The 21,975-nt window shown below is 69.5% G+C and carries 25 protein-coding genes and 1 tRNA gene; 20 read left to right on the top strand and 6 right to left on the bottom strand.

The features are described from left to right. Window positions 1–53: 53 nt before the first annotated feature. From MYF83_RS32280 to MYF83_RS32325, 10 genes are all read left to right on the top strand, one after another. Window positions 54–1,022, top strand: coding sequence for a hypothetical protein (locus MYF83_RS32280; RefSeq protein WP_248964540.1), 969 nt, complete (start codon window positions 54–56; stop codon window positions 1,020–1,022). Window positions 1,023–1,123: 101 nt separating this feature from the next. Next, window positions 1,124–1,981, top strand: a complete 858-nt coding sequence (locus MYF83_RS32285) for an FtsK/SpoIIIE domain-containing protein (RefSeq protein ID WP_248964541.1) — start codon at window positions 1,124–1,126, stop codon at window positions 1,979–1,981. 39 nt (window positions 1,982–2,020) lie between these two features. Further along, complete coding sequence (locus tag MYF83_RS32290) at window positions 2,021–2,230, top strand: hypothetical protein (RefSeq protein ID WP_248964542.1); 210 nt, start codon at window positions 2,021–2,023, stop codon at window positions 2,228–2,230. An 86-nt stretch (window positions 2,231–2,316) separates the two neighbouring features. Continuing rightward, the gene (locus MYF83_RS32295; protein ID WP_248964543.1) at window positions 2,317–2,652 is read left to right on the top strand and encodes a hypothetical protein; all 336 of its coding nucleotides are present in this window, start codon (window positions 2,317–2,319) and stop codon (window positions 2,650–2,652) included. Then, a complete protein-coding gene (locus tag MYF83_RS32300) occupies window positions 2,649–2,897 on the top strand; it encodes a helix-turn-helix domain-containing protein (protein WP_248964544.1) in 249 nt (82 codons plus the stop codon). Before MYF83_RS32295 ends, MYF83_RS32300 begins: the two co-directional genes overlap by 4 nt. Then, window positions 2,894–3,259, top strand: a complete 366-nt coding sequence (locus MYF83_RS32305) for an RRQRL motif-containing zinc-binding protein (RefSeq protein WP_248964545.1) — start codon at window positions 2,894–2,896, stop codon at window positions 3,257–3,259. Before MYF83_RS32300 ends, MYF83_RS32305 begins: the two co-directional genes overlap by 4 nt. Continuing rightward, window positions 3,259–3,909 (top strand): hypothetical protein, encoded by a 651-nt coding sequence (locus MYF83_RS32310; protein WP_248964546.1) that lies wholly within the window; start codon window positions 3,259–3,261, stop codon window positions 3,907–3,909. Before MYF83_RS32305 ends, MYF83_RS32310 begins: the two co-directional genes overlap by 1 nt. Further along, complete coding sequence (locus tag MYF83_RS32315; protein WP_248964547.1) at window positions 3,906–5,507, top strand: replication initiator; 1,602 nt, start codon at window positions 3,906–3,908, stop codon at window positions 5,505–5,507. Before MYF83_RS32310 ends, MYF83_RS32315 begins: the two co-directional genes overlap by 4 nt. Window positions 5,508–5,522: 15 nt before the next feature. Beyond that, window positions 5,523–5,759: a helix-turn-helix transcriptional regulator gene (locus MYF83_RS32320; RefSeq protein ID WP_248964548.1), complete on the top strand. Its 237-nt coding sequence runs from the start codon at window positions 5,523–5,525 to the stop codon at window positions 5,757–5,759. Next, complete coding sequence (locus tag MYF83_RS32325) at window positions 5,759–6,970, top strand: tyrosine-type recombinase/integrase (protein WP_248964549.1); 1,212 nt, start codon at window positions 5,759–5,761, stop codon at window positions 6,968–6,970. Before MYF83_RS32320 ends, MYF83_RS32325 begins: the two co-directional genes overlap by 1 nt. A 79-nt stretch (window positions 6,971–7,049) precedes the next feature. On the opposite strand, the gene MYF83_RS32330 is transcribed toward MYF83_RS32325, so the two are convergent. Continuing rightward, window positions 7,050–7,123, bottom strand: a tRNA-Pro gene (locus tag MYF83_RS32330). Between the two features lie 194 nt (window positions 7,124–7,317). Between MYF83_RS32330 and MYF83_RS32335 the strand changes: the two genes are divergently transcribed. From MYF83_RS32335 to MYF83_RS32355, 5 genes are all read left to right on the top strand, one after another. After that, window positions 7,318–7,758 carry a hypothetical protein gene (locus MYF83_RS32335; RefSeq protein WP_248964550.1) on the top strand — a complete coding sequence of 147 codons (441 nt, stop codon included), beginning with the start codon at window positions 7,318–7,320 and terminating at the stop codon, window positions 7,756–7,758. A 578-nt stretch (window positions 7,759–8,336) separates the two neighbouring features. Continuing rightward, on the top strand, window positions 8,337–9,194 hold the full coding sequence (locus MYF83_RS32340) for a hypothetical protein (protein WP_248964551.1): 858 nt from the start codon (window positions 8,337–8,339) through the stop codon (window positions 9,192–9,194). Between the two features lie 6 nt (window positions 9,195–9,200). After that, entirely contained in the window at window positions 9,201–10,088 is an 888-nt protein-coding gene (locus MYF83_RS32345) for a hypothetical protein (RefSeq protein WP_248964552.1), read from the top strand. A gap of 8 nt (window positions 10,089–10,096) precedes the next feature. Further along, entirely contained in the window at window positions 10,097–10,288 is a 192-nt protein-coding gene (locus MYF83_RS32350; protein WP_248964553.1) for a hypothetical protein, read from the top strand. Window positions 10,289–10,398: 110 nt separating this feature from the next. After that, window positions 10,399–10,818, top strand: coding sequence for a CBS domain-containing protein (locus tag MYF83_RS32355; RefSeq protein WP_248964554.1), 420 nt, complete (start codon window positions 10,399–10,401; stop codon window positions 10,816–10,818). A 108-nt stretch (window positions 10,819–10,926) separates the two neighbouring features. Here MYF83_RS32355 and MYF83_RS32360 read toward each other — a convergent pair whose 3' ends face one another. From MYF83_RS32360 to MYF83_RS32370, 3 genes are all read right to left on the bottom strand, one after another. Further along, window positions 10,927–12,288, bottom strand: a complete 1,362-nt coding sequence (locus MYF83_RS32360) for an NAD(P)/FAD-dependent oxidoreductase (protein ID WP_248964555.1) — start codon at window positions 12,286–12,288, stop codon at window positions 10,927–10,929. 40 nt (window positions 12,289–12,328) lie between these two features. Continuing rightward, on the bottom strand, window positions 12,329–12,781 hold the full coding sequence (locus tag MYF83_RS32365; protein WP_248964556.1) for an ATP-binding protein: 453 nt from the start codon (window positions 12,779–12,781) through the stop codon (window positions 12,329–12,331). A gap of 159 nt (window positions 12,782–12,940) precedes the next feature. Beyond that, window positions 12,941–13,723 (bottom strand): SigB/SigF/SigG family RNA polymerase sigma factor, encoded by a 783-nt coding sequence (locus MYF83_RS32370; RefSeq protein ID WP_248964557.1) that lies wholly within the window; start codon window positions 13,721–13,723, stop codon window positions 12,941–12,943. A 224-nt stretch (window positions 13,724–13,947) separates the two neighbouring features. Between MYF83_RS32370 and MYF83_RS32375 the strand changes: the two genes are divergently transcribed. After that, window positions 13,948–14,316: an STAS domain-containing protein gene (locus MYF83_RS32375; RefSeq protein ID WP_248964558.1), complete on the top strand. Its 369-nt coding sequence runs from the start codon at window positions 13,948–13,950 to the stop codon at window positions 14,314–14,316. Window positions 14,317–14,385: 69 nt separating this feature from the next. Here the strand turns inward: MYF83_RS32375 and MYF83_RS32380 are convergent, their stop codons facing one another. Beyond that, a complete protein-coding gene (locus MYF83_RS32380) occupies window positions 14,386–15,114 on the bottom strand; it encodes a GAF and ANTAR domain-containing protein (protein WP_248964559.1) in 729 nt (242 codons plus the stop codon). A gap of 130 nt (window positions 15,115–15,244) precedes the next feature. On the opposite strand from MYF83_RS32380, the gene MYF83_RS32385 reads away from it, so the two are divergent. From MYF83_RS32385 to MYF83_RS32395, 3 genes are all read left to right on the top strand, one after another. Further along, the gene (locus tag MYF83_RS32385) at window positions 15,245–17,140 is read left to right on the top strand and encodes a SpoIIE family protein phosphatase (protein ID WP_248964560.1); all 1,896 of its coding nucleotides are present in this window, start codon (window positions 15,245–15,247) and stop codon (window positions 17,138–17,140) included. Between the two features lie 174 nt (window positions 17,141–17,314). Continuing rightward, entirely contained in the window at window positions 17,315–18,493 is a 1,179-nt protein-coding gene (locus MYF83_RS44000; protein WP_248964561.1) for a glycosyltransferase, read from the top strand. 229 nt (window positions 18,494–18,722) lie between these two features. Next, window positions 18,723–19,877, top strand: coding sequence for a family 16 glycosylhydrolase (locus MYF83_RS32395; protein WP_248964562.1), 1,155 nt, complete (start codon window positions 18,723–18,725; stop codon window positions 19,875–19,877). A gap of 24 nt (window positions 19,878–19,901) precedes the next feature. On the opposite strand, the gene MYF83_RS32400 is transcribed toward MYF83_RS32395, so the two are convergent. Beyond that, a complete protein-coding gene (locus tag MYF83_RS32400; RefSeq protein ID WP_248964563.1) occupies window positions 19,902–20,945 on the bottom strand; it encodes a PucR family transcriptional regulator in 1,044 nt (347 codons plus the stop codon). Window positions 20,946–21,057: 112 nt separating this feature from the next. Between MYF83_RS32400 and MYF83_RS32405 the strand changes: the two genes are divergently transcribed. Continuing rightward, the gene (locus MYF83_RS32405) at window positions 21,058–21,975 is read left to right on the top strand and encodes a proline dehydrogenase family protein (RefSeq protein WP_248964564.1); all 918 of its coding nucleotides are present in this window, start codon (window positions 21,058–21,060) and stop codon (window positions 21,973–21,975) included.

Genomic DNA, 21,975 nt, shown 5'->3' on the forward strand with positions numbered 1-21,975 from the left:
CCGGCCCCGCCGCATCACTCAACCGACATCCCTTTGTGGAAGGAAGTCGACCCATGGCCAAGAGTAGTGGCCGTTCCTTCTCCCGGCGAGCTTCCGGCCGCCGCGGCTCGGTTACGGTGATCGAGGATCACGTCTCCCGGTCCTACACCCGTAACGCCAAGATCGCCTTCTGGGTGGTCTCCATCGTGGCCGGCCTGCTGGCCGCCACCGTCCTGGCGGACACGTGGCATCCGATCCTCGCTCTCCTGCTGGGCGGTGTCCTCGGCGTGGCGGTTGCGCTGCCGATCGCTGCCGTGATCGCCATCTGGCCCGTGCTTCGGGTCATCGTGTGGTGGCTGCCCGAAATCGTCTTCACGACTGACTGCGTGCTGGGGTTCGTGGTCCTGGCCCAGCACACCACCTTGGCCGTGCGCCTGGTGGTCGTCGTCGTGCTGGCGGCCCCGTTCGCTTTCCCCAAGGTCCGGCGCCACGTCATGAAAGTCGCCTGGTGCTTCATCTCCCGGCACCGTCTGCGGACCTGCTTCGCCGAATTCATCATCGGCAACAACCGGGCCTCGCTGCCGTTCGTCTTGTGGGCGCGTCCCACCCTGGTCGGCGAATCGGTGTGGCTATGGCTGCGCCCTGGCCTTGCCATGTCCGACCTGGAAGGTCGCCTGGAACAGATCGCGGCTGCCTGCTGGGCCGACAAGGTCACGGTCGAGCGTGCCTCGCAGTCCAACTCCGCCTATGTGCGGATGGACATCAGCCGCCGCGATGCCCTCACCGGAACGGTCGTCTCCCCTCTCACAGGCGAGATCAGGGAGCCGAGCGACGCACTGATCCAACCCTCGACACTCGTCCTCGACACGCCGGCCGATGGGCTGGACCTGGACGACGTCACCGAAGCGTTCGTCCTGGACGCGCAGAAGAACACGGTCAAGAACGGCCGGACCGACAACGGCAAGAAGCCCGGCCCTGCCCGGGAGACCGTCACGGTCCCGGCCGCCCACGGCGCGGACGACATCAGCGACTACATCGACTGAGGTAGCCGCACCTCGCCGTATCCACCCGCAACCACCTTCGGGACGGCCGCGCACCTGGTGCCTAGCCGTCCCATCTCCCTCTGTCCGAGAGGCACACGACCATGACCACTGCCGACCCCACCGCTGCGGGGGTGCCGATAGGGCCGATGCTGTCGATGTATGACCCGATCTTCATCGGGATCGATGAGATGCGCCGGCCGGTCTATCTGCCGCTCATCTACCGCAACATCCTCGCCGCCGGCGAACCGGGCGGCGGAAAGTCCGGCCTGATCCAGGCCATCGGCTGTCACGCCGCGTTGTGCGACCGGACCCGCCTGGTCCTCCTGGACGGCAAACAGGTCGAACTCGGCATGCTCGCCCAGGCCGCCGACAAATTCGTCGGGCCTGACATCGACGAAGCCACCATCACCCTGCGACGACTCCAGCAGGTGATGAACAACCGCTACTCATGGCTGCTGGCACGCCGCCGCCGCAAGATCGAGGACCATGACGACGTCAACGTCATCGTCGTCATCATCGACGAGATCGCCTACTTCTCGGCCACCGTGGGCGATGAGCGCCAACAGCGCGAATTCATCGCTTTCCTTCGGGACCTGGTAGCCCGTGGCCGCGCTGCCGGCATCGTCGTGGTCGCCGCTACGCAGCGGCCCAGCGTCGACATCATCCCCAAGTCGATGCGCGACCTGTTCGGCTACCGGGCCGCGTTCCGCTGCACCTCCTCCGGGTCCAGCGACATCATCCTCGGCGACGGCTGGTCCTCCTCGGGCTACTGCGCCACCGAGATCACACCGACCAGTCAGGGCGTCTGCTACCTCATCGCCGAAGGCGGCACCCCTCGAAAGATCAAGGTCGCCTACCTCACCGATAGCGACATCGCTCACATCGCTGACTACGCCGCATGGACCCGCCGCGCCGGTCGGGGCGGCTCATCCTCACCCACCCACGGACTCGCAGCCTGACCCCCTGGCGAGCTGGTCACGATCCGGAAGGAACACCTGGTGATCCACAAACGGTATCGCCGCAACGGCACCCCGGACCTCCGGCGGTGGATCTTCGAATGTGACCACTGCCATTGCCGCCACAACATCGGCGACATCAAAGGCTGGCTCATTCCCGAGCACCCCAAGCCGGGAGTGCGCACCTACTGCCCGCCGTGCGTCAACCGCATAGCCGCTGTGCTCATCCTCGTTGCCCTGCGCAGCGCCTGACCACAGGTAACAGGGGCCGGACCACCTTCCAAAGTTCCCCGGCCCCTGCCTCCACCTCTCCACCCTCAAGCGAAGGATGTGGATCGATGCAGCGTACCTGCACCGAGCTTTCCGCCACGCCGGAAACCGATTCCCCCGTCAACCCTCCGTTGACACCCCAACCTGCACGACGCGTCGTCGAGAACGACGAATACGCCGAATTCCTCCAGCGCATCATCCGCGCCTACGGCCGCCGCATCGCCGCTGGCGATGTCGAAGCGCTCGCCGACGCCGTCGCCCTCATCGAGGAACTCGACGACGCCATAGTCCACGCCGTCACCGGCCTACGTGGCAAGCACGGCTACTCCTGGGCAGACATCGCCCGACCCCTGGCCATCACCCGCCAGGCCGCGCAACAGCGCTGGGGCGGTGAACCCTCATGACCACCCGGAACAGCGAGCAGGCCAAGGACGGGCGAACCGTGACCGAGGCCTGGGCCCGAGCGACGCTCAATGCTCGCGCCGCCTATTCAGCCGTCGCAGCCGGACGCCGCGAAGACTACGCCTGGCTCCGCACCGAGCAACATCACACGATGGCCCAAGCGGCCGAACGCATCGGTGTCACTTACCGCACCGCTCAACGCTGGGAACGCCTCCGACGCCTCCGCAATGAGGACGCCACCTCATGAGCGGGCGCATCTATTGGGACCCCACCGGGGCCGAGTTCGGCATCCCCACCTACCCCTACCGGATGGCGCCCAAGGGGCTGGCCACCCGGCGTCAACTCACCGCACTCGGCTTGCGCCCTGCCGGCCAGGACGTCCAAGCGCAAATCCTGTGGCGTCGCGGAAAGCGTGTCGCCTACCTCTACGCCGTCGAGCTGGCCAAGCCCAAGCGCACACCCACGGCCGCGCAACTGGCCGCCCTTGAGCGGGCGATGCAAGCCCGCCGCACCTGCCCGCGCTGCCTGCGCGACATCGGCTACTGCCTCCGCAAGCGGTGGCCTGCCTGCCTCGACTGCCAAACCCCTGACGAGAGAGAAGCAGCCTGATGAAAACCAGGACTGAACGCATCGAGTCCGCCGCCCAAATCGGCATCCTGCTCGTCATCGGCGGGATGGCCGGCGCGGTCTCCTTCACCCACGTCCACGACTGGACCATGCAACACGTCCCCCCAGGGACCGGCGACTGGTTCGGCTGGACCAACGCCATCATCTCCGAACTCACCCCGACCGCTGCCGGTCTGGAGATCCGCCGGCGCAAGCGCGCCGGGCTCTCGGTCGCCTACCCCATGGTGGTCCTAGTCGCCGCCGCCGCGCTGTCCATCTCCGCACAACTCGCGGTCGCCGCCCACAGCCCCAGCGGATGGCTACTCAACGTCGTACCGGCGCTGGCCTTCCTCGCCCTCACCAAGCTCGCCCTGTCGAGCACCACAACCCGCAAGGCTCCCCTTGCCGGGGAATTCAACGAGACGATCACCGTCACAGCGGAAGTCCCGCATGGTGACACCCCTGCCATAGCCCCGGCGACGTCCATCCCGGACGAACTCATCCAGGGCGCTCGCATGGCCGTCTTCGCACACCGGCAACGCACCGAGCAGCCCATCACCCCGGCGATCCTCGCCGACCACCTCGGCATCGGCACCGATGTTGCCACCGCCGTGCTGCACCACCTCGACGGCACCCACGGGGGCCGCGCATGACCTCCAGCCCGTCGGCACCTTCGACGCTGGCTCTCGTCCCCGGGAAGACTGGGCAACAGCTCACCTTCCCGGGCACGGGGGCGAACACCGAACCCGACCCCGCTCGCCTGCCCGCTGATGTTGCCCTGTTCGCCCGCGACACTGCGCTGACCCGTGGCGGTGACGGCTACTTCGCCTGGCTCGATCACATCTGGTCCGCCGCTGGATGCTCGGCCCCGGTCCGCCTGCACGGCCAGGTCCACACCGTCGACACCCACACCGGGCAGGTGCTGAGCACGCTGCCTACCTCGGCCCTGCCCGATGCTGTCATCTACAAGGCGTGCGGAAATCGCCGCGTGACGGTCTGCCCGTCCTGCGCGGAGACCTACCGGCGGGATGCCTACCAGCTCGTCCGCTCCGGCCTGGCAGGCGGCAAAGGCGTTTCTGAGTCGGTCTCGACCCATCCGGCGGTCTTCGCGACCTTCACCGCCCCCACCTTCGGGCCGGTCCACACCCGGCACGTCCGCGTCCACACCTGCTCGGACAAGACCCGATGCACCTGCCGGCCCGAACCCTGCCACGCCCGCCGCACCCTCCAGACCTGCCCCCACAGGGTGCAGCAAGCCTGCTTCGCCCGCCACGAGGCCACTGATCCCCGAGTCGGGCAACCGCTCTGCCTCGACTGCTACGACCACGACCACCACGTCGTCTGGAACAACCAGGCAGGGGAGTTGTGGCGGCGCACCAAGCAGGCCATGGAACGCCATCTCAACCAGGTAGCACGCCGCCGCGGACTGCCCCGCATCCGCATTGCGCACGGCAAAGCCGCCGAATACCAACGACGCGGAGCCGTTCACTTCCACGTCCTGCTCCGCCTCGACGGCCTGGACCCCGACGACCCCACCGCCGTCCTCCCACCACCGGACGGGCTCACCGTCGACGACCTCCAGGAGGCCGTCGAGCACGCCGCCACCGTTACCGGCTTCACCGCTGCCACGCATGCGGAAAAGCCCGGCGGATGGCCGATCGTCTGGGGTGACCAGCTCGACGTACGCCCGCTGACCCTCCGGGGAGACAACCCGGTCACCGACGCCATGGTCGCCGCCTACCTCGCCAAGTACGCCACCAAAGGCACCGAAGTCACCGGGCACGCCTCCCGCCGGCTCAACCCCGAGACCGTCGAGCAGCACGCCAACCGCACTGGCACCCACACCGAACGACTCATCGCCGCCTGCTGGGACCTCGGCGACCCCGACCACCCCGGATTCGACGGGCTACGCAGGTGGGCGCACATGCTCGGCTTCGGTGGCCACTTCTTCACCAAAGCCCGCCGCTACTCCACCACCTTCGCCGCCCTACGCGCCGCACGCGTCCGCTACCGCCGCGCCCAAGACATCGGCCACGAGTACGTCGCCGACGCCGTCACCCGTCAACCCGACCTTGACGAAGAAACCACGCTCGTGATCGGCGACCTCTCCTATGCCGGATCCGGGTGGAGAACGACCGGAGACGCCCTCCTGGCCAACACCGCCGCCGACCAAGCCCGCAAACGCCGCGCCGCCGGCCGCGAAGAAATCGCCCACCAACTCGCCACCGAACAGACACCGATCGCCGCGTGACAGGAGGAACCCGTAGTGACGATCACACCAGCAAATGAGGCAATGGATCTTCTACCAAGCGGCTGGTACACCACCGAGGAGTTGGCTCAACTGCTCAAGGTTGATCCCTCGACGGTTCGTCGGTGGCGTACCGCTCGACCCGTGCAAGGTCCGCCGTTCGTTCGGCTGTCATCGCGGCTGACCTTGTATAGCGTTCACGATGTTGAGCGCTGGCTATCGAGCCGCCGCACTGACCCCGGCAAGGTGGCCTGATGGTCATCCGCAAGGAGCTACCCCCAATCGGGGTGTCGTTGGCCTCTGACGTGGAGCACCGCCCCGGCCGTCCCCACCCGTACCGGGCTCGGGTCCGGTGGACTGATCCGGTCAGTAATGAGCGCAAATCCAAGTCGGAATCCTTCGACACCCCAGAGGCCGCCCAAGCGTGGATCAACGGCATGAAACGAGCCGCGCAAGGAGGAATTGATCCGATGGCGGCAACTGCCACCCTCGGGGACTACGGCGATGCTGTGATGCCTCTCGCGCTGCGAGGTCTGGAGGGCAAGACCCTTGATCCGTACCTGGCGGGTTGGCGTAAACGGGTCGTCCCGACTCTGGGGCACCTGCCCGTCCGATTGATCACCAACGGTGCCGTTGATCGCGCGGTTCACGGGTGGATCGCTGACGAATGCGGCCGGTCGACGGTAAAGAACAGTCTCGCCGTGCTGGTCCGAATTATGGAGCAAGCCGTTCGTGACGGGATCGTTGATCGCAACCCGGCTCAGGTGAGCGGCTGGCAACGCGAGTATCAGCGTGCGGAAGACGAACTGGATGATCCTCGCTCGCTCGCACTACCTGACTGGGATGCCTTGGCCCAGCTCGCTGCGGCACTCGTTGAAAGATCGGCCGGTCAGTTCGCGGGCTGGGGTGAAGTGGTCATCTTTGCGGCGTGCACCGCAGCGCGTATCGGCGAAGTTTCCGGAGTCCGCGTCGGCGATATCAACCGCGAGACGTGGACCTGGACTGTACGCCGGCAGACCACTCCCAGCCCTGGCGGGATCCTGGACAAGGGCACGAAAGGTAAGCGGGCTCGAACTGTGCCGCTCATTGCTGAGGTCCGTGATCTGATCGCCAGACGTTTGGACGTCTCCGGGCCGGACCCTGCGGCGCGCTTGTTCGTCGGCCCCCGAGGTGGACGCATCACCACCGCCGTACTCCGCGACGCCACACATTGGGATGACGTGGTGACACGGCTCGGCTACGAGCATCTCCGCCGCCATGATCTGCGGCATACCGGCCTAACCTGGATGGCCGACGCAGGCGTTCCCGTGCACGTGCTGCGAAAGATCGCGGGCCATGGATCACTGATCACCACTCAGCGGTACCTACACCCGGATTCGCGCTCGATCGCCGACGCCGGTGATGCCCTGAGTGCCCATCTGGCTGTCAGGCGGTCCCCAAATGGTCCCCACCTCAAGGTCGTCTAGCTGACCCGCTGATCTATCCGACATGAAGAAAGGCCTGTTGACCTGAGGTTTCCCTCTGATCGACAGACCTTCTCGTCTGTCGGGACGACAGGATTTGAACCTGCGACCCCTTGACCCCCAGTCAAGTGCGCTACCAAGCTGCGCTACGTCCCGTTGCTCACCTAGGCGAGCGAGAACAACCCTAGCGCAGATCGAGGACTCTTGCGTACGCGTACCCCCCGTCCCGGGCACTCCTGCCCCGTGCGTCGCGCGTCTTAGCTCAGGGCGTCGGGTGATGGCGGATGATCAGTGGTCCGGGATCATGTGACGGCAGCGTCCACGGAGCGAACTGAAGACGGGATGGGTGCATGGGGCGGAAGGCTCATATCGATCGGGAAGAGCTACGGCGGCTCGTCGCGGCCGGTTGGTCCAACGCGGAACTGGCCGCGCACTTCGAGGTGACCGAGTCCGGGATCCTGCAGGCCAAGCGGGCGGCGGGGCTCGCCAAGCCGATGCTCGACCACAGCCGGGCCATCCCGTGGAAGCTGAACCGCGTCCACAACCAGACAGGGCCGGCCACGAACCTGCGGAACCTGTCCGCGATCGCCCAGGGCGGGAACGTACCGCAGGCCAAGATCAACACGGCTCTCCGCTGGGCACGGAAGCTGGTCGACGGCGGGCTGGACATCTCCTACAGCCCCGAAGTGGGGTTCTACGAGAGGGCCGTGGCCGGTACGTCCCACGTCGAGACGGTGCTGAACGACGCGCTGACCGTTCTGCGCGAACGGGAGGCCGGGGGGCATTCCTAGGGCTCAGAGGCTGAAGGACTTCCAGGGCAGCCCGAACGAACGATCGCCGGGTTGCTCGCCGTAACGCGGCGCCGGCATCGCCGTACCACTACTCGCCGACCCGGCGCCTATCGGACAAGCGCCATTCGGTGCGGTGAGAGGAGCAGCCGGCCAACCCGGGGCGCCGATCGGTGAGCTCGGGACCGAGCGGTGAGAGGAAGCCGCCCGGCCAAAGAGCGCCAATTGGGGCAGATCCTGGGCCGTGAGAGAGGCACCCGGCCAAGGGGCGCCGATCGGGGGAGAGCTCCGCACCGGGCGGTGGAGGAGGCGACCCGGTCAAGGTCAGTGGTTACTCCGCCAGCGGGGCGGGACCCCCATCCCTGAGGAGCAGGGACCGTCCTGGGATCCCTGAGAGGACCGGGACCGTCCTCGGGCGGTAGGCCGGGACCGTCCTCGGGGTGGGGTGGTGCTGGAGGTCGAGAGGGGGTGGGCCGGGTCGGGGGTTGTGCTGTTTGCGTGAAAGCGTGCTTTCGCTCTGTTTTGGGGTCGCCTTCTCGGGCAGTCGGGGGGTTACAAAGCACACATAACCGGAGGCAGACATGACCATCACCTGGGTGGCCGTCGTTGTAGCCGCGGTGGTGGCGATTTTGGCCGTCGGCTACCTCGTGGCGCAGCAGCAGCGCAGGCGCCGGCTCCAAGAACGCTTCGGCCCCGAGTACGAGCGCACCGTGCGCGAACGAGAGAGCCGCCGTGAGGCGGAGCAGGAACTACGCGAAAGGGAGCAGCGGCACGCCCAGCTGGACATCAGGCCGCTTGCCCTGGAGAGCCGTTCCACCTATGCCAAGAAGTGGACCGAGGTCCAGGAGCGGTTCGTCGACGCTCCCGGCTTCGCCGTCACCGAGGCCGATCACCTGGTGACCGCCGTGATGGCGGACCGGGGCTACCCCACCGAGGGCTTCGAGCAGCAGGTGTCGGACCTGTCGGTCGCCCACGGCCAGACGCTGGACCACTACCGCAAGGCCCACGAGATCAGCAGCCGCGCGGCGCGGCAGGAGGCGTCGACCGAAGAGCTGCGGCAGGCCATGGTGCATTACCGTGCGCTGTTCGAGGAGCTCCTGGAGGACACCACGGCCACCGACGGTGACCGCCGGACCCACGACGACCGCCGGCAGGACGGCCGGGAGTACGGCGAGACCCGGCAGGAAGAGCACCGGACCGACGAGGCGCGGCAGGTGGACGAACGCCGGACCGACGAGGCGCGGCAGGACGAGCGCCGGTACGAGCAGGGCGAGCAGGCGGGCCGGGACTACGACGAGGCGCGCCGGGAGCAGGACGCGCGCCGCGAGCAGGACCGCCGGCAGTACGGCGGCCAGGAGCCGGGGCGCCGAGAGTCCATGGAGACCGACGCCCACGTGGCCGGAGGCCGTACGTCCTACCGCAACACCCAGGGAGGCTGACGAGCGATGGAACCCTATCGCCGAGACACCACGACCGAGGCGGACCGTGATCCGGAGACCGGCCACGCCCAGGACCCGGAGACCGGCCACCCCGAGAACTCCTCCGACCTCGAGAACTCCCCCGACGACCCCGGCACCGTGTACGACCCCGCCGGGCATGCGCGGGACGAGAGCAAAAGTCTGAACAACCACGGCTCGGACGAGCGTGGACTCGATGACCACGGCTCGGACGAGCGTGGTTTGGGCGATGTCGATGTGGAGCGTCCTCAGGGGGAGAGCACAGGCATGGTCAGCAATCCCGACCCGGCTCATGCCTCCGGCACGCTCGGCGACGCTGAGACGCGCGGGGAGCAGGCCGAGCAGCGGGATCTGATCGTGTACCCGGAGGAGGCGGACTACCCCACCCCGGCCGAGGACTCCAGCCTGGCCGCCGGCGTTCCGGGCGCGGAGCTGGATCCCGTGCTCGTGGCGCAGGCCACCGGCCCCGGTTCGGGCACCGGAGCCGACACCCGCACCGGGACCGGGACCGGCCTGGACATCGGCATCGGCTCGGGCGTTGATACCGGCGCCGGTACCGACACCGGCAAGGATCACAACGACGACGAGGGCGCCGACTTCGAGCGGCGGTGGCGCAAGGTGCAAGCGAGCTTCGTCGACGACCCTCGAGAGGCCGTCGAGCGGGCCGACCGGCTCGCCGACGAGGCGGTGGCGGCGATCACCTCTCGCAAGCAGGGTCTCGTCGACCGCTGGAAGAACGGCGACCAGAACGGCGACCAGAACGACACCGAGCGGCTCCGGCTGGCGCTGCGCGACTACCGCTCCTTGCTCCAGGAGCTCGTGGGGCTTTCCTACTCCAGCGCCGGGCACGACATGCCCCGGCTCGAAACGAAGTGAGGTAACCGATGCTTGCCATCGTCGCGGCGATCGTCTTCGGAATCGCCTTCCTGTTCAGCCTGATCGGTACGAGTATCGGCATCTCGACCACAGCGCTGATCGCGCTCGGGCTGTGCCTGCTCGCCCTGCACCAGGGCGGCATCGGCACTACCAGCATCGGCAGCGGCAACTGGCGCGGATACCGGCGCACCCGCCGCTGACGGCCGGGCACCGAAAGCCGAAAGCCGAAAGCGGATAGTCGAATGCGGATAGTCGAAAGCCAAAGCCGAAGCGGATAGCCGAAAGCGGATAGGGAGAGGAGGTGTCGAGGATGAGCCAGAAGGTGCGGGACGTCATGACCCACCGGCCGATCTGCCTGCCCGCCGACGCGCCGGTGTCCAAGGCGGCCCGGCTCATGCGCGACCAGGCGATCGGGGACGTGCTGGTGACCAAGGACGATCAACTGTACGGCCTGGTCACGGACCGCGACATCGTCGTGCGCGCCGTCGCGGAGGCCCGGGACGCCGATGCGACGCCCCTGGGCACGCTGTGCACCTCCGACCTGGTCACCGTGCGGCCGGACCAGAACGTGGACGAGGTGGTCCGGCTGATGCGGGACAGAGCCGTCCGCAGGGTTCCCGTCGTCGAGGACGGCCGTCCCGTCGGCATCGTGTCCTTGGGGGACATGGCCCTGGAACGTGAACCGTCGTCGCCCCTCTCGGAGATCAGCGGCGCTCCCCCGAACGGCTGAAGACCCATCGCGTGTCCCTCCGGGCCTCGGGCGCGCGGTGAAGGAAGAAGGGCGCCGCCCCACCGGACGGCGCCCTTCCGCGTGCGTGATCGTCCGCGTGAGGGCCGGTCAGTGGTCCGGGGCGGCGCCGGAGTGGGCAGGGGAGCGTTGGTGGAGGTCCTGGCGGCCGGTGCGGGCGGCCAGTTCGAACTCCTGGCGCGGATCCTGCATGGCGCCCAGGGAGACGATCTCGCGGGTGAAGAGCAGGCCGAGCGTCCAGTCCATCAGGATGCGGGCCTTCTTGTTGACCGTCGGGATCTTGGACAGGTGGTAGGTCCGGTGCAGGAACCAGGCGGGGAACCCGCGCATCTGGTGCCCGTAGACGTTGGCGACGCCGCGGTACATGCCGAGGCTCGCCACCGATCCGGCGCTCTTGTGCCGGTACGGCGTGCGCGGCTCGCCCCGCAGGGTGGCGATCAGGTTGTCGGCGAGCCGGGCGGCCTGCCGTACGGCGTGCTGGGCGTTGGGCGGGGTGGTCTCCCCGGGCCTGGTCAGGTCGGGGACGGCGGCGCAGTCGCCGGCCGAGAAGGCGAAGCCGGTGCCTTCGACGAGCAGGCAGGCGTCGACCTTGACGCGCCCGCGCGCGTCGAGCGGCAGGTCTCCGGCGCCGGTGAGCGGGTTGGGCTTGACGCCGGCGGTCCACACCAGGGTGTCGGCGTCGAACTCCTCGCCGTCGCTGAGGACGATGTGGTGGTGCTCGGCGGAGTTGAGCCGGGTGTGGGTGCGGACCTCGATCCCGCGGCTGCGGAGCTGCTGGGCGGTCCACTCCCCCATCTCGACGCCGACCTCGGGCAGGATCTTGTCGGTGGCCTCGACCAGGACCCACCGCATGTCGGACGGCTTCACCTGGCGGAAGTAGCGGCACGCGTCGGCCGCCATGTCCTCCAGTTCGGCGAGCGCCTCGACGCCCGCGAAGCCGGCGCCGACGAAGACGAAGGTCAGCGCCCGCCTGCGTACCTGCTCGTCGTTGGTCGAGGCGACCAGGTCGAGCTGGGCGAGCACGTGGTTGCGCAGGTGGATGGACTCTTCCAGGGTCTTGAAGCCGATGCCGCATTCGGCGAGCCCGGGCACGGGCAGTGTCCGGGAGATCGATCCGGGAGCGAAGACCAGGTAGTCGTACTCGAGCCGGCGCGGCGGTCCCTCGTAGGGCTCGAAGAAGGCCGTGCGCGAGGCCAGCTCGACGCGCGCGACGCGGCCGCAGAGGATCTCGCATCTCGGGAGCACGCGGCGCAGGAAGACGACGACGTGGCGTGGTTCCACGCTCCCCGCGGCCGCCTCCGGCAGGAAGGGCTGGTAGGTCATGTAGGAGTCGAGGTCGACCACGGTGACGTGGGCCTCGCCGCGGTGGAGCCTCTTTTGCAGGCGCCGGGCGGCGAGCATGCCCACGGCCCCGCCTCCCACGACGAGCACGCGAGGGATTCGCTGAGTCATACTCTGGGACGTACCCCACCCAAGGACGCCATACAGGCATTTATGGCAGTTTGAAGCGCATTATGAGCTCTGTGCCGTTTTGCCCGGTTCGGAGGACGAGCTCCTTGGTCAGCTTCCTGGCCACCCACAGGCCCATCCCGCTGGTGGAGTAGTCGTGCGGGGCCACCATGCCGGGTGGTTCCTCGGGGATCCAGTGGCCGTCGTCGTAGACGCCGATCATCAGGTCGCCGCCCTCGCACCACGCCCGCAGCCGCGCCTTGGCCGCTCCGTGCGTCACCGCGTTGGTGGCGACCTCGTTGACCGCGACGAGGAAGTCGCCGATGGAGTCCGCTGCCATTCCCGCCCGCCTGGCCTGGAGAGCGGCGAAGTCCCGCACCTCGGGGAGATCCCCGACGCAGAACGTCAGTTCCTTGACCGCCACGCCGGACGGGAGCGGCGAAGAGCCGCCCCCGTCCGTGAGGAAGCGGGGAGGAGGGACTTCGTCCTCGTTCACCCGATAACCGCCTCCAAGAGCGATCAGCTATGGGAAGGTCACCCTGCAACGGGGCCGATTACATCGACGAAGATACCCCGGGATCCCGGCCCGTTAGGAAAGTGGCCCCTCAGCGCGACTTCTGTTCCGCCGTTCAGTGCCCAAGGATGGGCGGCTTAATCAGCCGGCGGCGACGAGCTGCGAGTGGAGCTGGTCGAGGACCTTACGCAGGATGCGGGAGACGTGCATCTGGGAGATGCCGAACTCCCCTGCGATCTCCGCCTGGGTCATGTTGCCGTAGTAGCGCAGGAGCAGGATGTTGCGCTCCCGCTCGGGAAGCTGGTCGATCAGCGGCTTGATGGCCTCGCGGTCGACCAGAACGGCCAGCTCGTCGTCCTCATCGGGGATGAGGTCGCCGAGCGCGGCGGCGTCGTCGTCGGCGCCCATCGGGGCGTCCAGGGACAGGGTGCTGTAGGCGGCGGAGGCGTCCATCGTGAGGAGCATGTCCTCCTCGGAGATGCCCATCTTCTGGGCCAGCTCGGCGACTGTGGGGAACCGGCCGAGCTCCTGGGTGAAGTCGGCGACGAGCCGGTTGAGCTCCGAGCGCCGCTCCTGGTACAGGCGCGGGACCCGGATGGCCCAGGTCCTGTCGCGGAAGTGCCGCTTCACTTCGCCGGTCATGGTCACCATGGCATAGCCTCTGAAGCTATGCCCCAGGTCGGCGTCGAACCCGTTGATCGCCTTCATCAGGCCGACGTACGCGGCCTGGAGCAGATCCTCCATGGGCTCGCCCCGGTGGAGGTAGCGGCGGGAGATCTCCCGCGCCATGGGGAGGTGCATTTCGACGATCATCTCGCGCAGCCGTGCCCGCCTGGCCTCGGTGGTGCCCGGCTCGGCGAGCTCGCGCAGCAGGTCTTCGGCGGTGATCTCGGTCTCGGCGAAAGTGTGGTTCTCGGCAGCCATTGCTGCTCCCTCGTATGCCTTGCAAGCGAGGCGGAACCGACAATGCCCATGCAGAGCCGACATCGCCTCGCGTACTACTGTCGAGACGAGGCCCTCTGCTGGACCTCGGCTCCAGTATTCCCCAAAAATCAAGAGTATTGCTACCCCCCGGGCAACAGTAATGTTGCGATTGACCCCCGACGGGGTTGGCGCCATGCGCCAGGGAAGCGGCGAGGAGGCGCGTGGTGACCGTTCCAGACAGGGCAAACTCCGCTCTGACCCTTACGTCTGCGGTCGCGGAGGGTGTGCCCGTGGTGCGGGTGGCCGGCATCCTCGACGCGACGACGCGCGGCCAGTTCACGGACCGGCTGGCCGAGATAGCCGACGAGCACGGTCCCGACCTGGTCCTCGACCTCGCCGAGGTCACGTTCATGGATTCACGGGCGCTCGGGCTGATCGTGCACCACTGGCAGCGCACGATGGCCGCCAAGGGCCACTTCGCCCTGGTCGGCGTGCAGTATTCCAACTCGAAGGTCATGTGGGTGACCGGGCTCGCGCAGCGGCTCCCGCTGTACGACACGCTGGAGGAGGCGCTGGCCGCCTTCAGAGCATGATCGTCGATCATGCTTTGGGTGATATATCGCGCTAAAGTTGGTCAAAGCATGAAGAGCTACGGGAACCGGTCAGGACGGTAGGGCACCGCCGTGCTTGGTCTGGTGCTCGCTCACCAGCAGGCGGGCCAGATCGGCCACCTTGACCTGATGGTGCTGCGACAGGCGGCGCAGCTCGTCGAACGCCGCCTCCGACGAGCATCCGCTCGCGTGCATGATGATGCCCTTGGCCTGGTCGATCACGGCACGCCCCGCGAGCGCCTCCTGCAGCTGCGCCGCGTCGGTGAGCACCTCGTCGTAGTCGGACACGTTGGCGAGGGCCACGGTGAGCTGCTCGCTCAGCAGGGCGGCCAGCGGGTCGGCGGTGCCGCCGGGGAACGCCCCGGGCCGCACGGCGTACAGCCCGAGGATCAGCGTCGCGCCGTCGATGGTGATCGGCAGCACGAGCGTGGAACGCACTCCGTGCTTCACGGCCGTCGCGGCGTACCGGGGCCAGCGCGTGTCCTGCAGCACGTCGGGGACCAGGATGTTCCTGCCGGTCGCCGACGCCTCCACCGACGGGCCCTCCCCCAGGGCCCGCTCACGATCGACCAGGGCGATGAGGTCGCTGTGGGACGCCGAGATCATGAGCCGTTCCTCGCGCCGCAGCTCGACCGTGCCGCCGGCACAGCCGGGGACGCCGACCGCCACGGCCGCGGTGACGCCTCGCAGCACGCTCTCCATCGAGGTGTCCTCGTTGACCCGGCCCAGTGCGGCGAGATCCCGGGCGAGGGCCGGGCTGAACATGCGCATCGTCTCCATACAAGGTCTCCGCTTCCCTCAAGGGCCAGGTTAAATCCCCGCGGGAGGTGCTCGATCGATGGCGGGCGCCTCTTTGACGTACGGTCTAGCAGGGGAACCCACGCGCCTCCCCCCATACGAAGGACGTCAATTGACCGACCCTACTGATCTTCCCGCGCTCGAGCAGGCACTGAGCGGCCTGACGGCCCGCATCTCCTCGCTCAGGGACGCCCGTTCGGCCTACCCGGGCGACCCCGGCTCGACCCTGGACGCGGCGCTCGTCGAGCTCGACACGGCCCGTGAGCTGCTGCGGGCCTCGATCGGCGAGCTGGGCAAGTCGCGGCGCAGGTCGGGCGGGAAGGAGAGCAGCTCCAACCGCGAGCTGAAGCTCCTGCGGACGGTGTACCGCACGATGCCGGTCCCGGTGATCATCCTTGACACGGCCGGCACGGTGCGGCGCGTGAACGCCGAGGCCTCCCGGCTGCTCGGCAGCCCCGACGGCTACCTGACGGGCCGGGCCTTCCCGCTGCTGGTGGACGTCTCGCGCCGGGCGGCCTTCCGGTCGCACCTGACCTCCGTGCTGCACACCGGCGAGACGGCGGCCTTCCCGACGCGGCTGGCCCACCAGGGACGCGCGCACAACGTGCAGCTCGTCCTGACCCAGCTTCGCATGCCGGGCGAGCCGCAGGAGATGATCGCCGCGGTGGCGCTGCCCGTCGAGGTGCGCGCGCCCGAACCGGGGCAGGCGCCCGAGCCCGAGCAGGCGCCCGAGGAGTCCCTGGTCATGGCCACCGCCCGGCGACACGAGCTGATGTCGCAGCTCACCCGCCTGCTGCTGGACGAGGAGAGCCTGAGCGAGCCGGTGGCCCTCATCCGGGCCGGGCGGCTGCTCGCCTCCCACACCGCCGACTGGGTGTTCGCCGACGTCGTCCGCAACGGTGTGGCGCAGCGGTCCCTGGTCATCGGCCCGACCAACCAGCCCGTCGCCCGCCTGGTGCAGACGCTGGAACGCATGGACCCCTCCGTGGCGCCGCTGGTCTCCCATGTGCTCGCCAGCGGAGGCGGCGTGGTCCACGAGATGGTCGAGGACGACAGCCTGCTCGGCGTCCTGCCCGACGGCTCCCCCGTGCTGAACGCGACGCGGGCCGGGTCGGTCCTGAGCGTCCCGATCAAGGCCGGCGAGGAGGTCCACGGCGTCATCACTCTGCTGCGCCTGCGCGAGCGGCCCCCGTTCGGCCTGGCCGACCTGGCGCTGCTGGAGGACGCGGGCGGGCACATCGGGCTCGCCCTACGCGCCCAGCGCGTCTTCCAGGGCAGGTCGCAGGCCGCCGACACCCTGCAGACCGGCGTGCTGCCGCGCACGCTGCCGGACGTCCCCGGCTACGACGTGGCGGCGTCGTACCACACCGGCGCCGGGCCGAGGGCGATCGGCGGGGAGTTCTACGACGTCTTCCCGGTCAAGGACGGCTGGGGCTTCGCCGTCGGCGGCGTCGTCGGCCAGGGCGATGAGGCCGCCTCGGTCACCGCGATGGTGCGCGGCGGGCTGCGCACGCTCAGCGTGTGGGAGGAGGACCCCGGGGCTGTGGTGGCCAAGCTCAACGACGCCCTGGTGATGCAGGACACCGGCATGTTCGTCATGGTGGCCGCCGGGTTCGTCACGCCGGGCAGGCGCGGCGGACGGGTCAGGCTGGCCTCGGCCGGCAACCATCCGCCGGCCGTCCTCAAGGCCGACGGCGGGGTGCGCTACACCTTGGGGGGAGGCATGCCGCTCGGCATCGAGACCGGCACCGCTGTCCCGGTGGAGGAGGTCTCCCTGGCCATCGGCGAGACCCTGGTGCTGTACTCCGACGGGCTCGCGGGCTCGCGCGGCAGGTCCGGCCAGGAGGAGCTGGCCTACGGCGAGAGCCGGCTCACCGAGGTGCTGACGCGCTGCACCGGGCAGCCGGCCGCGGCGGTGGTCAAGGCGGTCGAGGAGGACCAGCAGGCTTTCTGCGGCGGCCAGGTGCTGGACGAGATCACCATCCTGGCCATGCGCCGCGCCCGCTGAGGCGGCGGGCGAGGAGGCCGGCGCGATGACTTTTCCTGAGATTTTTTGGCCTGGGGGGTTTGTCGTGTTCCAAACGCCGGTAAGCTGACTGACAGATTCCGTGCCTAAGACGCAGGCACAACTCAGTACGTCTGCGGGTCCTCGTTGTGACCCGGCTTCCCTGAGGTGTGCCCCGTGAATATCGCCATCGTCTCCGTGCACGAGCTTTCCGCCGACATCCCGGCGATCGCCCGCGAACTCAGCGGTTCCCACCGTGTCACCGTTTACACCCGCCGCAACTCCCCCGACCGCAAGTCCCGGGTCAAGGTGACCACGGGCGTGACGATCGAGTACCTGGACGCGGGTCCCGCGGAGCGGCTCCCCGAGAGCGAGCTCATGCCGCACATCTCCGCGTTCAGCGCGCAGCTCGCGCAGCGGTGGGGCAAGGACCGCCCCGATGTCGTGCACGCCCACTCCTGGACGGGCGGCCTCGCCGCCGTCGCCGGCGCCGACGGCCTCGACGTCCCGATCATCCAGACCTTCCACCAGCTCGGCTCGTCCCGCATCCAGCCCGGCGGTGGCCGGGAGCAGGCGGCCCGGGTGCGGCTGGAGCGCGCGATCGGCCGCAGGGCCGACGCGGTCATCGCCTCCTGCGTCGACGAGGGCGAGGAACTGATCCGGCTGGGCGTACCGCGCAAGAACATCGCGGTCGTCCCGCACGGCGTCGACACCGAGCGCTTCCGCCGCCAGGGCCCGTCCCTGACCCGTGGCGAGCGCCCCCGCCTCGCCCACGTCGGCCACATCACCCGGGGCGGCGGCGCCCACACCGCGATCCGAGCCCTCGAGGGCATCCCGGGCGCGGAGCTCCTGATCGCGGGCGGCCCGGTCGCGGGCGCGCCGGACACCGAGAAGGACCTCGAGCGGCTGCGCCTGCTGGCCAAGGAGGTCGGCGTCGAGGACCGCGTCACCCTGCTCGGGCACGTGCCGCACAACTCGATCGCCAAGCTGATGCGCAGCGCCGACGTCGTGCTCTCCCTGCCGATCGCCGTGCCGAACGGCAAGGTGGCCCTGGAGGCCATGGCGTGCGGGGTCCCGGTCATCGCCACCGCCGTGGGCGCCCACCTCGACTCCGTCGTCGACGGCGTGACCGGCATGCTGGTGCGCCCCGCCGACGCCGCCCTGCTGGCCCGCCGCACCCGCCTGCTCCTCGGCGACCTCACCCGCCGGACCGCCCTCGGCTTCGCCGGCGCCGACCGCGCGGGGTCGCGCTATTCGATGGAGCGCATCAGCCGTGAGCTGGTCCGCGTGTACGACAACGTCACCGGCCGGACGCAGCTTGTCGAGGCGGAGGCCGAAGAGGTCGAGGCCGCCTGACCTTCGGAGCCTGCCGATCGCCGAGGCCGGGACCGGCCGCTTCCCCAGGCGATCATCGAGCCCGTGTCACCCCAGGTGGCACGGGCTCCGCCGTGTACCAGAGCGCGCCGGGGTACCGCACAACGCCACATTCCGGGTAAGCGGTGAATACCCGGAGATATGCGGGGCGCCGGGACGCCAAATCGCTATAACCCTGTGATCAGGGGAGGATGCTTGCTTTCATGGGCGCATGTCGATTCGTAACGCATACATGATCGTAGCGGCGACGACGTTGAGCCTCTGTCCCGGTCCGGGCCAGGACGGCCCGTACGCCGGCCGCCCGCACGGCGACGGCCGCCCGCCGGCGGCCCATGGCGGCGCCGCGCCCTCCGGCCGGGAGCAGAGCACCCCTCCGCACGCCGGCCCCGTCGCGAGCCGCACCCCCGGCGGGGCGCCCTACGCGAGCCCCCCTTCCGGAGCCTCCGGGAGCGGCGCCGCGCCGGGCGAGCCTCCGCCGCCCGTCTACGACCACCGGTACGGCCCACTGTCCGCCACCGGCGCCCCCTCCTACGGGACGCCCGACACGCCGCCGCCCCCGGCCGGCACCGGGTACGGGGATTTCGGCTCGCCGCCGCCTCCGGCGGGGCGCGTCTCCGAGCCGCCGGCAGCCGTCCCTCCCGGTGACGGGAGCACTCCGGGCGGTTCCTCGGCGACTCCGGCCGCCCCGCCCTCCGCCGGCGGCCGGATGTCGGCCCAGCCGGACGCCCGCTGGGGCACGCCCGTGCTGGTCGAGAACTTCGACGGCACGCGTGTCGACCGGAGCAAGTGGGAGGTGTACCACTCCCCCGACGCCCGGGTGAACCCGCGCACCGCGCAGGCGACGACCGTCCACGGCGGCATGCTGCAGATGACCGGCGGCTTCTACGGCGGCAAGGACCTCTCCGGCGGCGTCGCCAGCCACCTGTCCCAGACCTACGGCCGCTGGGAGGTTCGGTTCCGCGGCGAGGCGGGGGCCGGATACTCCCTGGTCACGCTCCTGTGGCCGAGCAGCGAGCGCGGCGAGTACGCCGAGATCGACTTCGCCGAGGTGATCGACCCGACCCGGCGGACCGGCGGCATCTTCATCCACCGTGGCGAGGCCCCGCAGGCGCAGAGCCAGATGCGCGCCGACTTCACCAAGTGGCACACGGTCGCCGTCGACTGGCTGCCGGGCCGCCTGACGTTCTGGCTCGACGGCAAGCGGACGTGGGACTACACCGGGCCGCGCGTCCCCGCCGGACAGCCGATGCACCTGACCCTGCAGAACGACGTGGTCTGCAACCAGTGGTCGCCCTGCAGGAACGCCTCGACCCCGAAGACGGTGTCGATGTACGTCGACTGGGTCAAGATCTACCGCGCTCGCTGACCGCCGTCGCCTGCGAAGGGCGGGTCAGGACCTGCCGGGACCGGCGAGCAGCTCGGCCGCCTTGAGCCCGAGGTGCAGGACCAGGCGGCTCTCGCCGTCGGCGAGGTCGAGCCCGGTGAGGCGTTCGGCCTTGGCCAGCCGGTAGTACAGCGTCTGGCGGTGCACGCCGAGCCGCGCGGCCGTCTCGCGTGCCCGCCCGCCCTGGTCGAGGTAGGTGACCACCGTGTACGCCAGCTCGCCGGAAAGGGCCGCCGCCTCGGCCGCGAGATCGGCCAGCTCGGCCCCGGACAGGCGCACCAGCAGGCGATGCACGCCGAGGTCGCCCCAGGCCGCGACGGGACCGAGCCTTCGCACCCGCTGGGCGGCGCGGAGCGCCAGGGTGGCCTCGCGCCAGCTCCGCCACGCCTCGCCCGCATCCTCCCGCGCCCCGCCGACGCCCGCGGCCGTTCCGTACATGTCCTGGACCCTCGTGGCGACGGCCAGGGCCTGGGCGGCGGGCGCCAGGATGGCGGTGAGGGGGTCCCCGGCGTCGGCGAGCACCCCCCGGGGCAGCGTCCACAGCGGCGCGACCCGTCCGGAGGCGCTCTGTACGGCGATCGCGGCGACCGGACCGGCGAGGTCGAACTGGGCCGAGGCGCGGACCTCGGGATCGGCCGAGAGCAGGTCGCGCAGGCGCACGCCGAGGTCCTGGCGGCTGCGGGCCTCCTGGGCGAGCGCGGCGGCGGCCCGGGCGACCATCGGCGCGACGCCCGCGAGACGCTGGTCGGTGAGGCTGCCGGAGTCCAGCAGCCACAGGTACCCGTAGGTCACCTCCCGGTTGCGCAGCGGGACGCAGACCCGGGCCAGCACGCCGAGGCCGGCGTCGGCGGGGATGCGGACCGGGCCGGTGGCCGTGGCGATGCCATAGCCCTCGAAGTACGCGCGCACCTCGTCGGAGGCGCGGCGGCGCAGAATGGACTCGCGCCGGACGGTGTCGATGTCGCCGCTCTGCGCCGCGTACGCGAGCAACTGGAAGGCGCGGTCCTCCAGCGTCGCCGAGGCGTCCAGGATGCGAGCGATGTCATCCACGATTTCCTGCAGGTCCACCCGCCCATTGTCATACATCTGTATGAAAGGGGTAGACGTGGGCCGTGGCGGATGTCCATGGAAGCCATTGAGCTGCGGATTTATGGTGGTGAACATGCTCGGTTCCGTACTTTTGGCGGTATCGCGGAGCCCTCTCGCGCGCCGCGCCGTCTCCGGTTTCCCGGTCACCCGGCTTGTGGTCGACCGGTTCGTCGCGGGCGAGGACGCGGGGGACGCGCTCTCGGCCGTCCAGCGCCTCACCGACGCCCGCCTCTCGGTCACCCTCGACCACCTCGGCGAGGAGACCAAGGACGCGCGGGCCGCGGCGGACACCGTCAAGGCCTACGTCTCGATGCTCGACGCGCTTAGCCCCATCGGCCTCGGCCGCCGCGCCGAGGTGTCGGTCAAGCTGTCCGCCGTCGGCCAGGTGCTCGACCAGGGCATGGCCCTGGACCACGCCCGCCAGATCTGCGCCGCCGCGCGCGACGCGGGGACGACGGTGACCCTCGACATGGAGGACCACACCACGGTCGACTCCACGCTGTCGATCTTGCGCGCGCTGCGCGAGGACTTCCCCGAGACCGGCGTCGCCATCCAGGCTTACCTGTACCGCAGCGAGGCCGACCTGCGCGACCTGGCCCACGAGGGGTCACGGGTCCGCCTGGTCAAGGGCGCCTACCGCGAGCCGGCCTCGGTCGCCCACCAGAAGAAGAGCGACGTGGACAAGGCGTACGTGCGGTGCCTGCGTATCCTGATGGAGGGGAAGGGATACCCCATGGTGGCCACGCACGACGACCGGCTGATCTCCATCACCGAGTTGCTGGCCGACCGCGCCGGGCGCGAGCGGGACTCCTTCGAGTACCAGATGCTCTACGGCATCAGGACCGACAAGCAGGAGGCCCTCGCCCGCGCCGGGTCCGGCGTCCGCGTCTACGTCCCCTACGGCGACGACTGGTACGGCTACTTCATGCGCCGCCTCGCCGAGCGTCCCGCCAACATCGCCTTCTTCCTGCGTTCACTCCGCTCCAAGTGA

The sequence above is a fragment of the Sphaerisporangium perillae genome, from assembly GCF_023276435.1.
Classification (GTDB): domain Bacteria; phylum Actinomycetota; class Actinomycetes; order Streptosporangiales; family Streptosporangiaceae; genus Sphaerisporangium; species Sphaerisporangium perillae.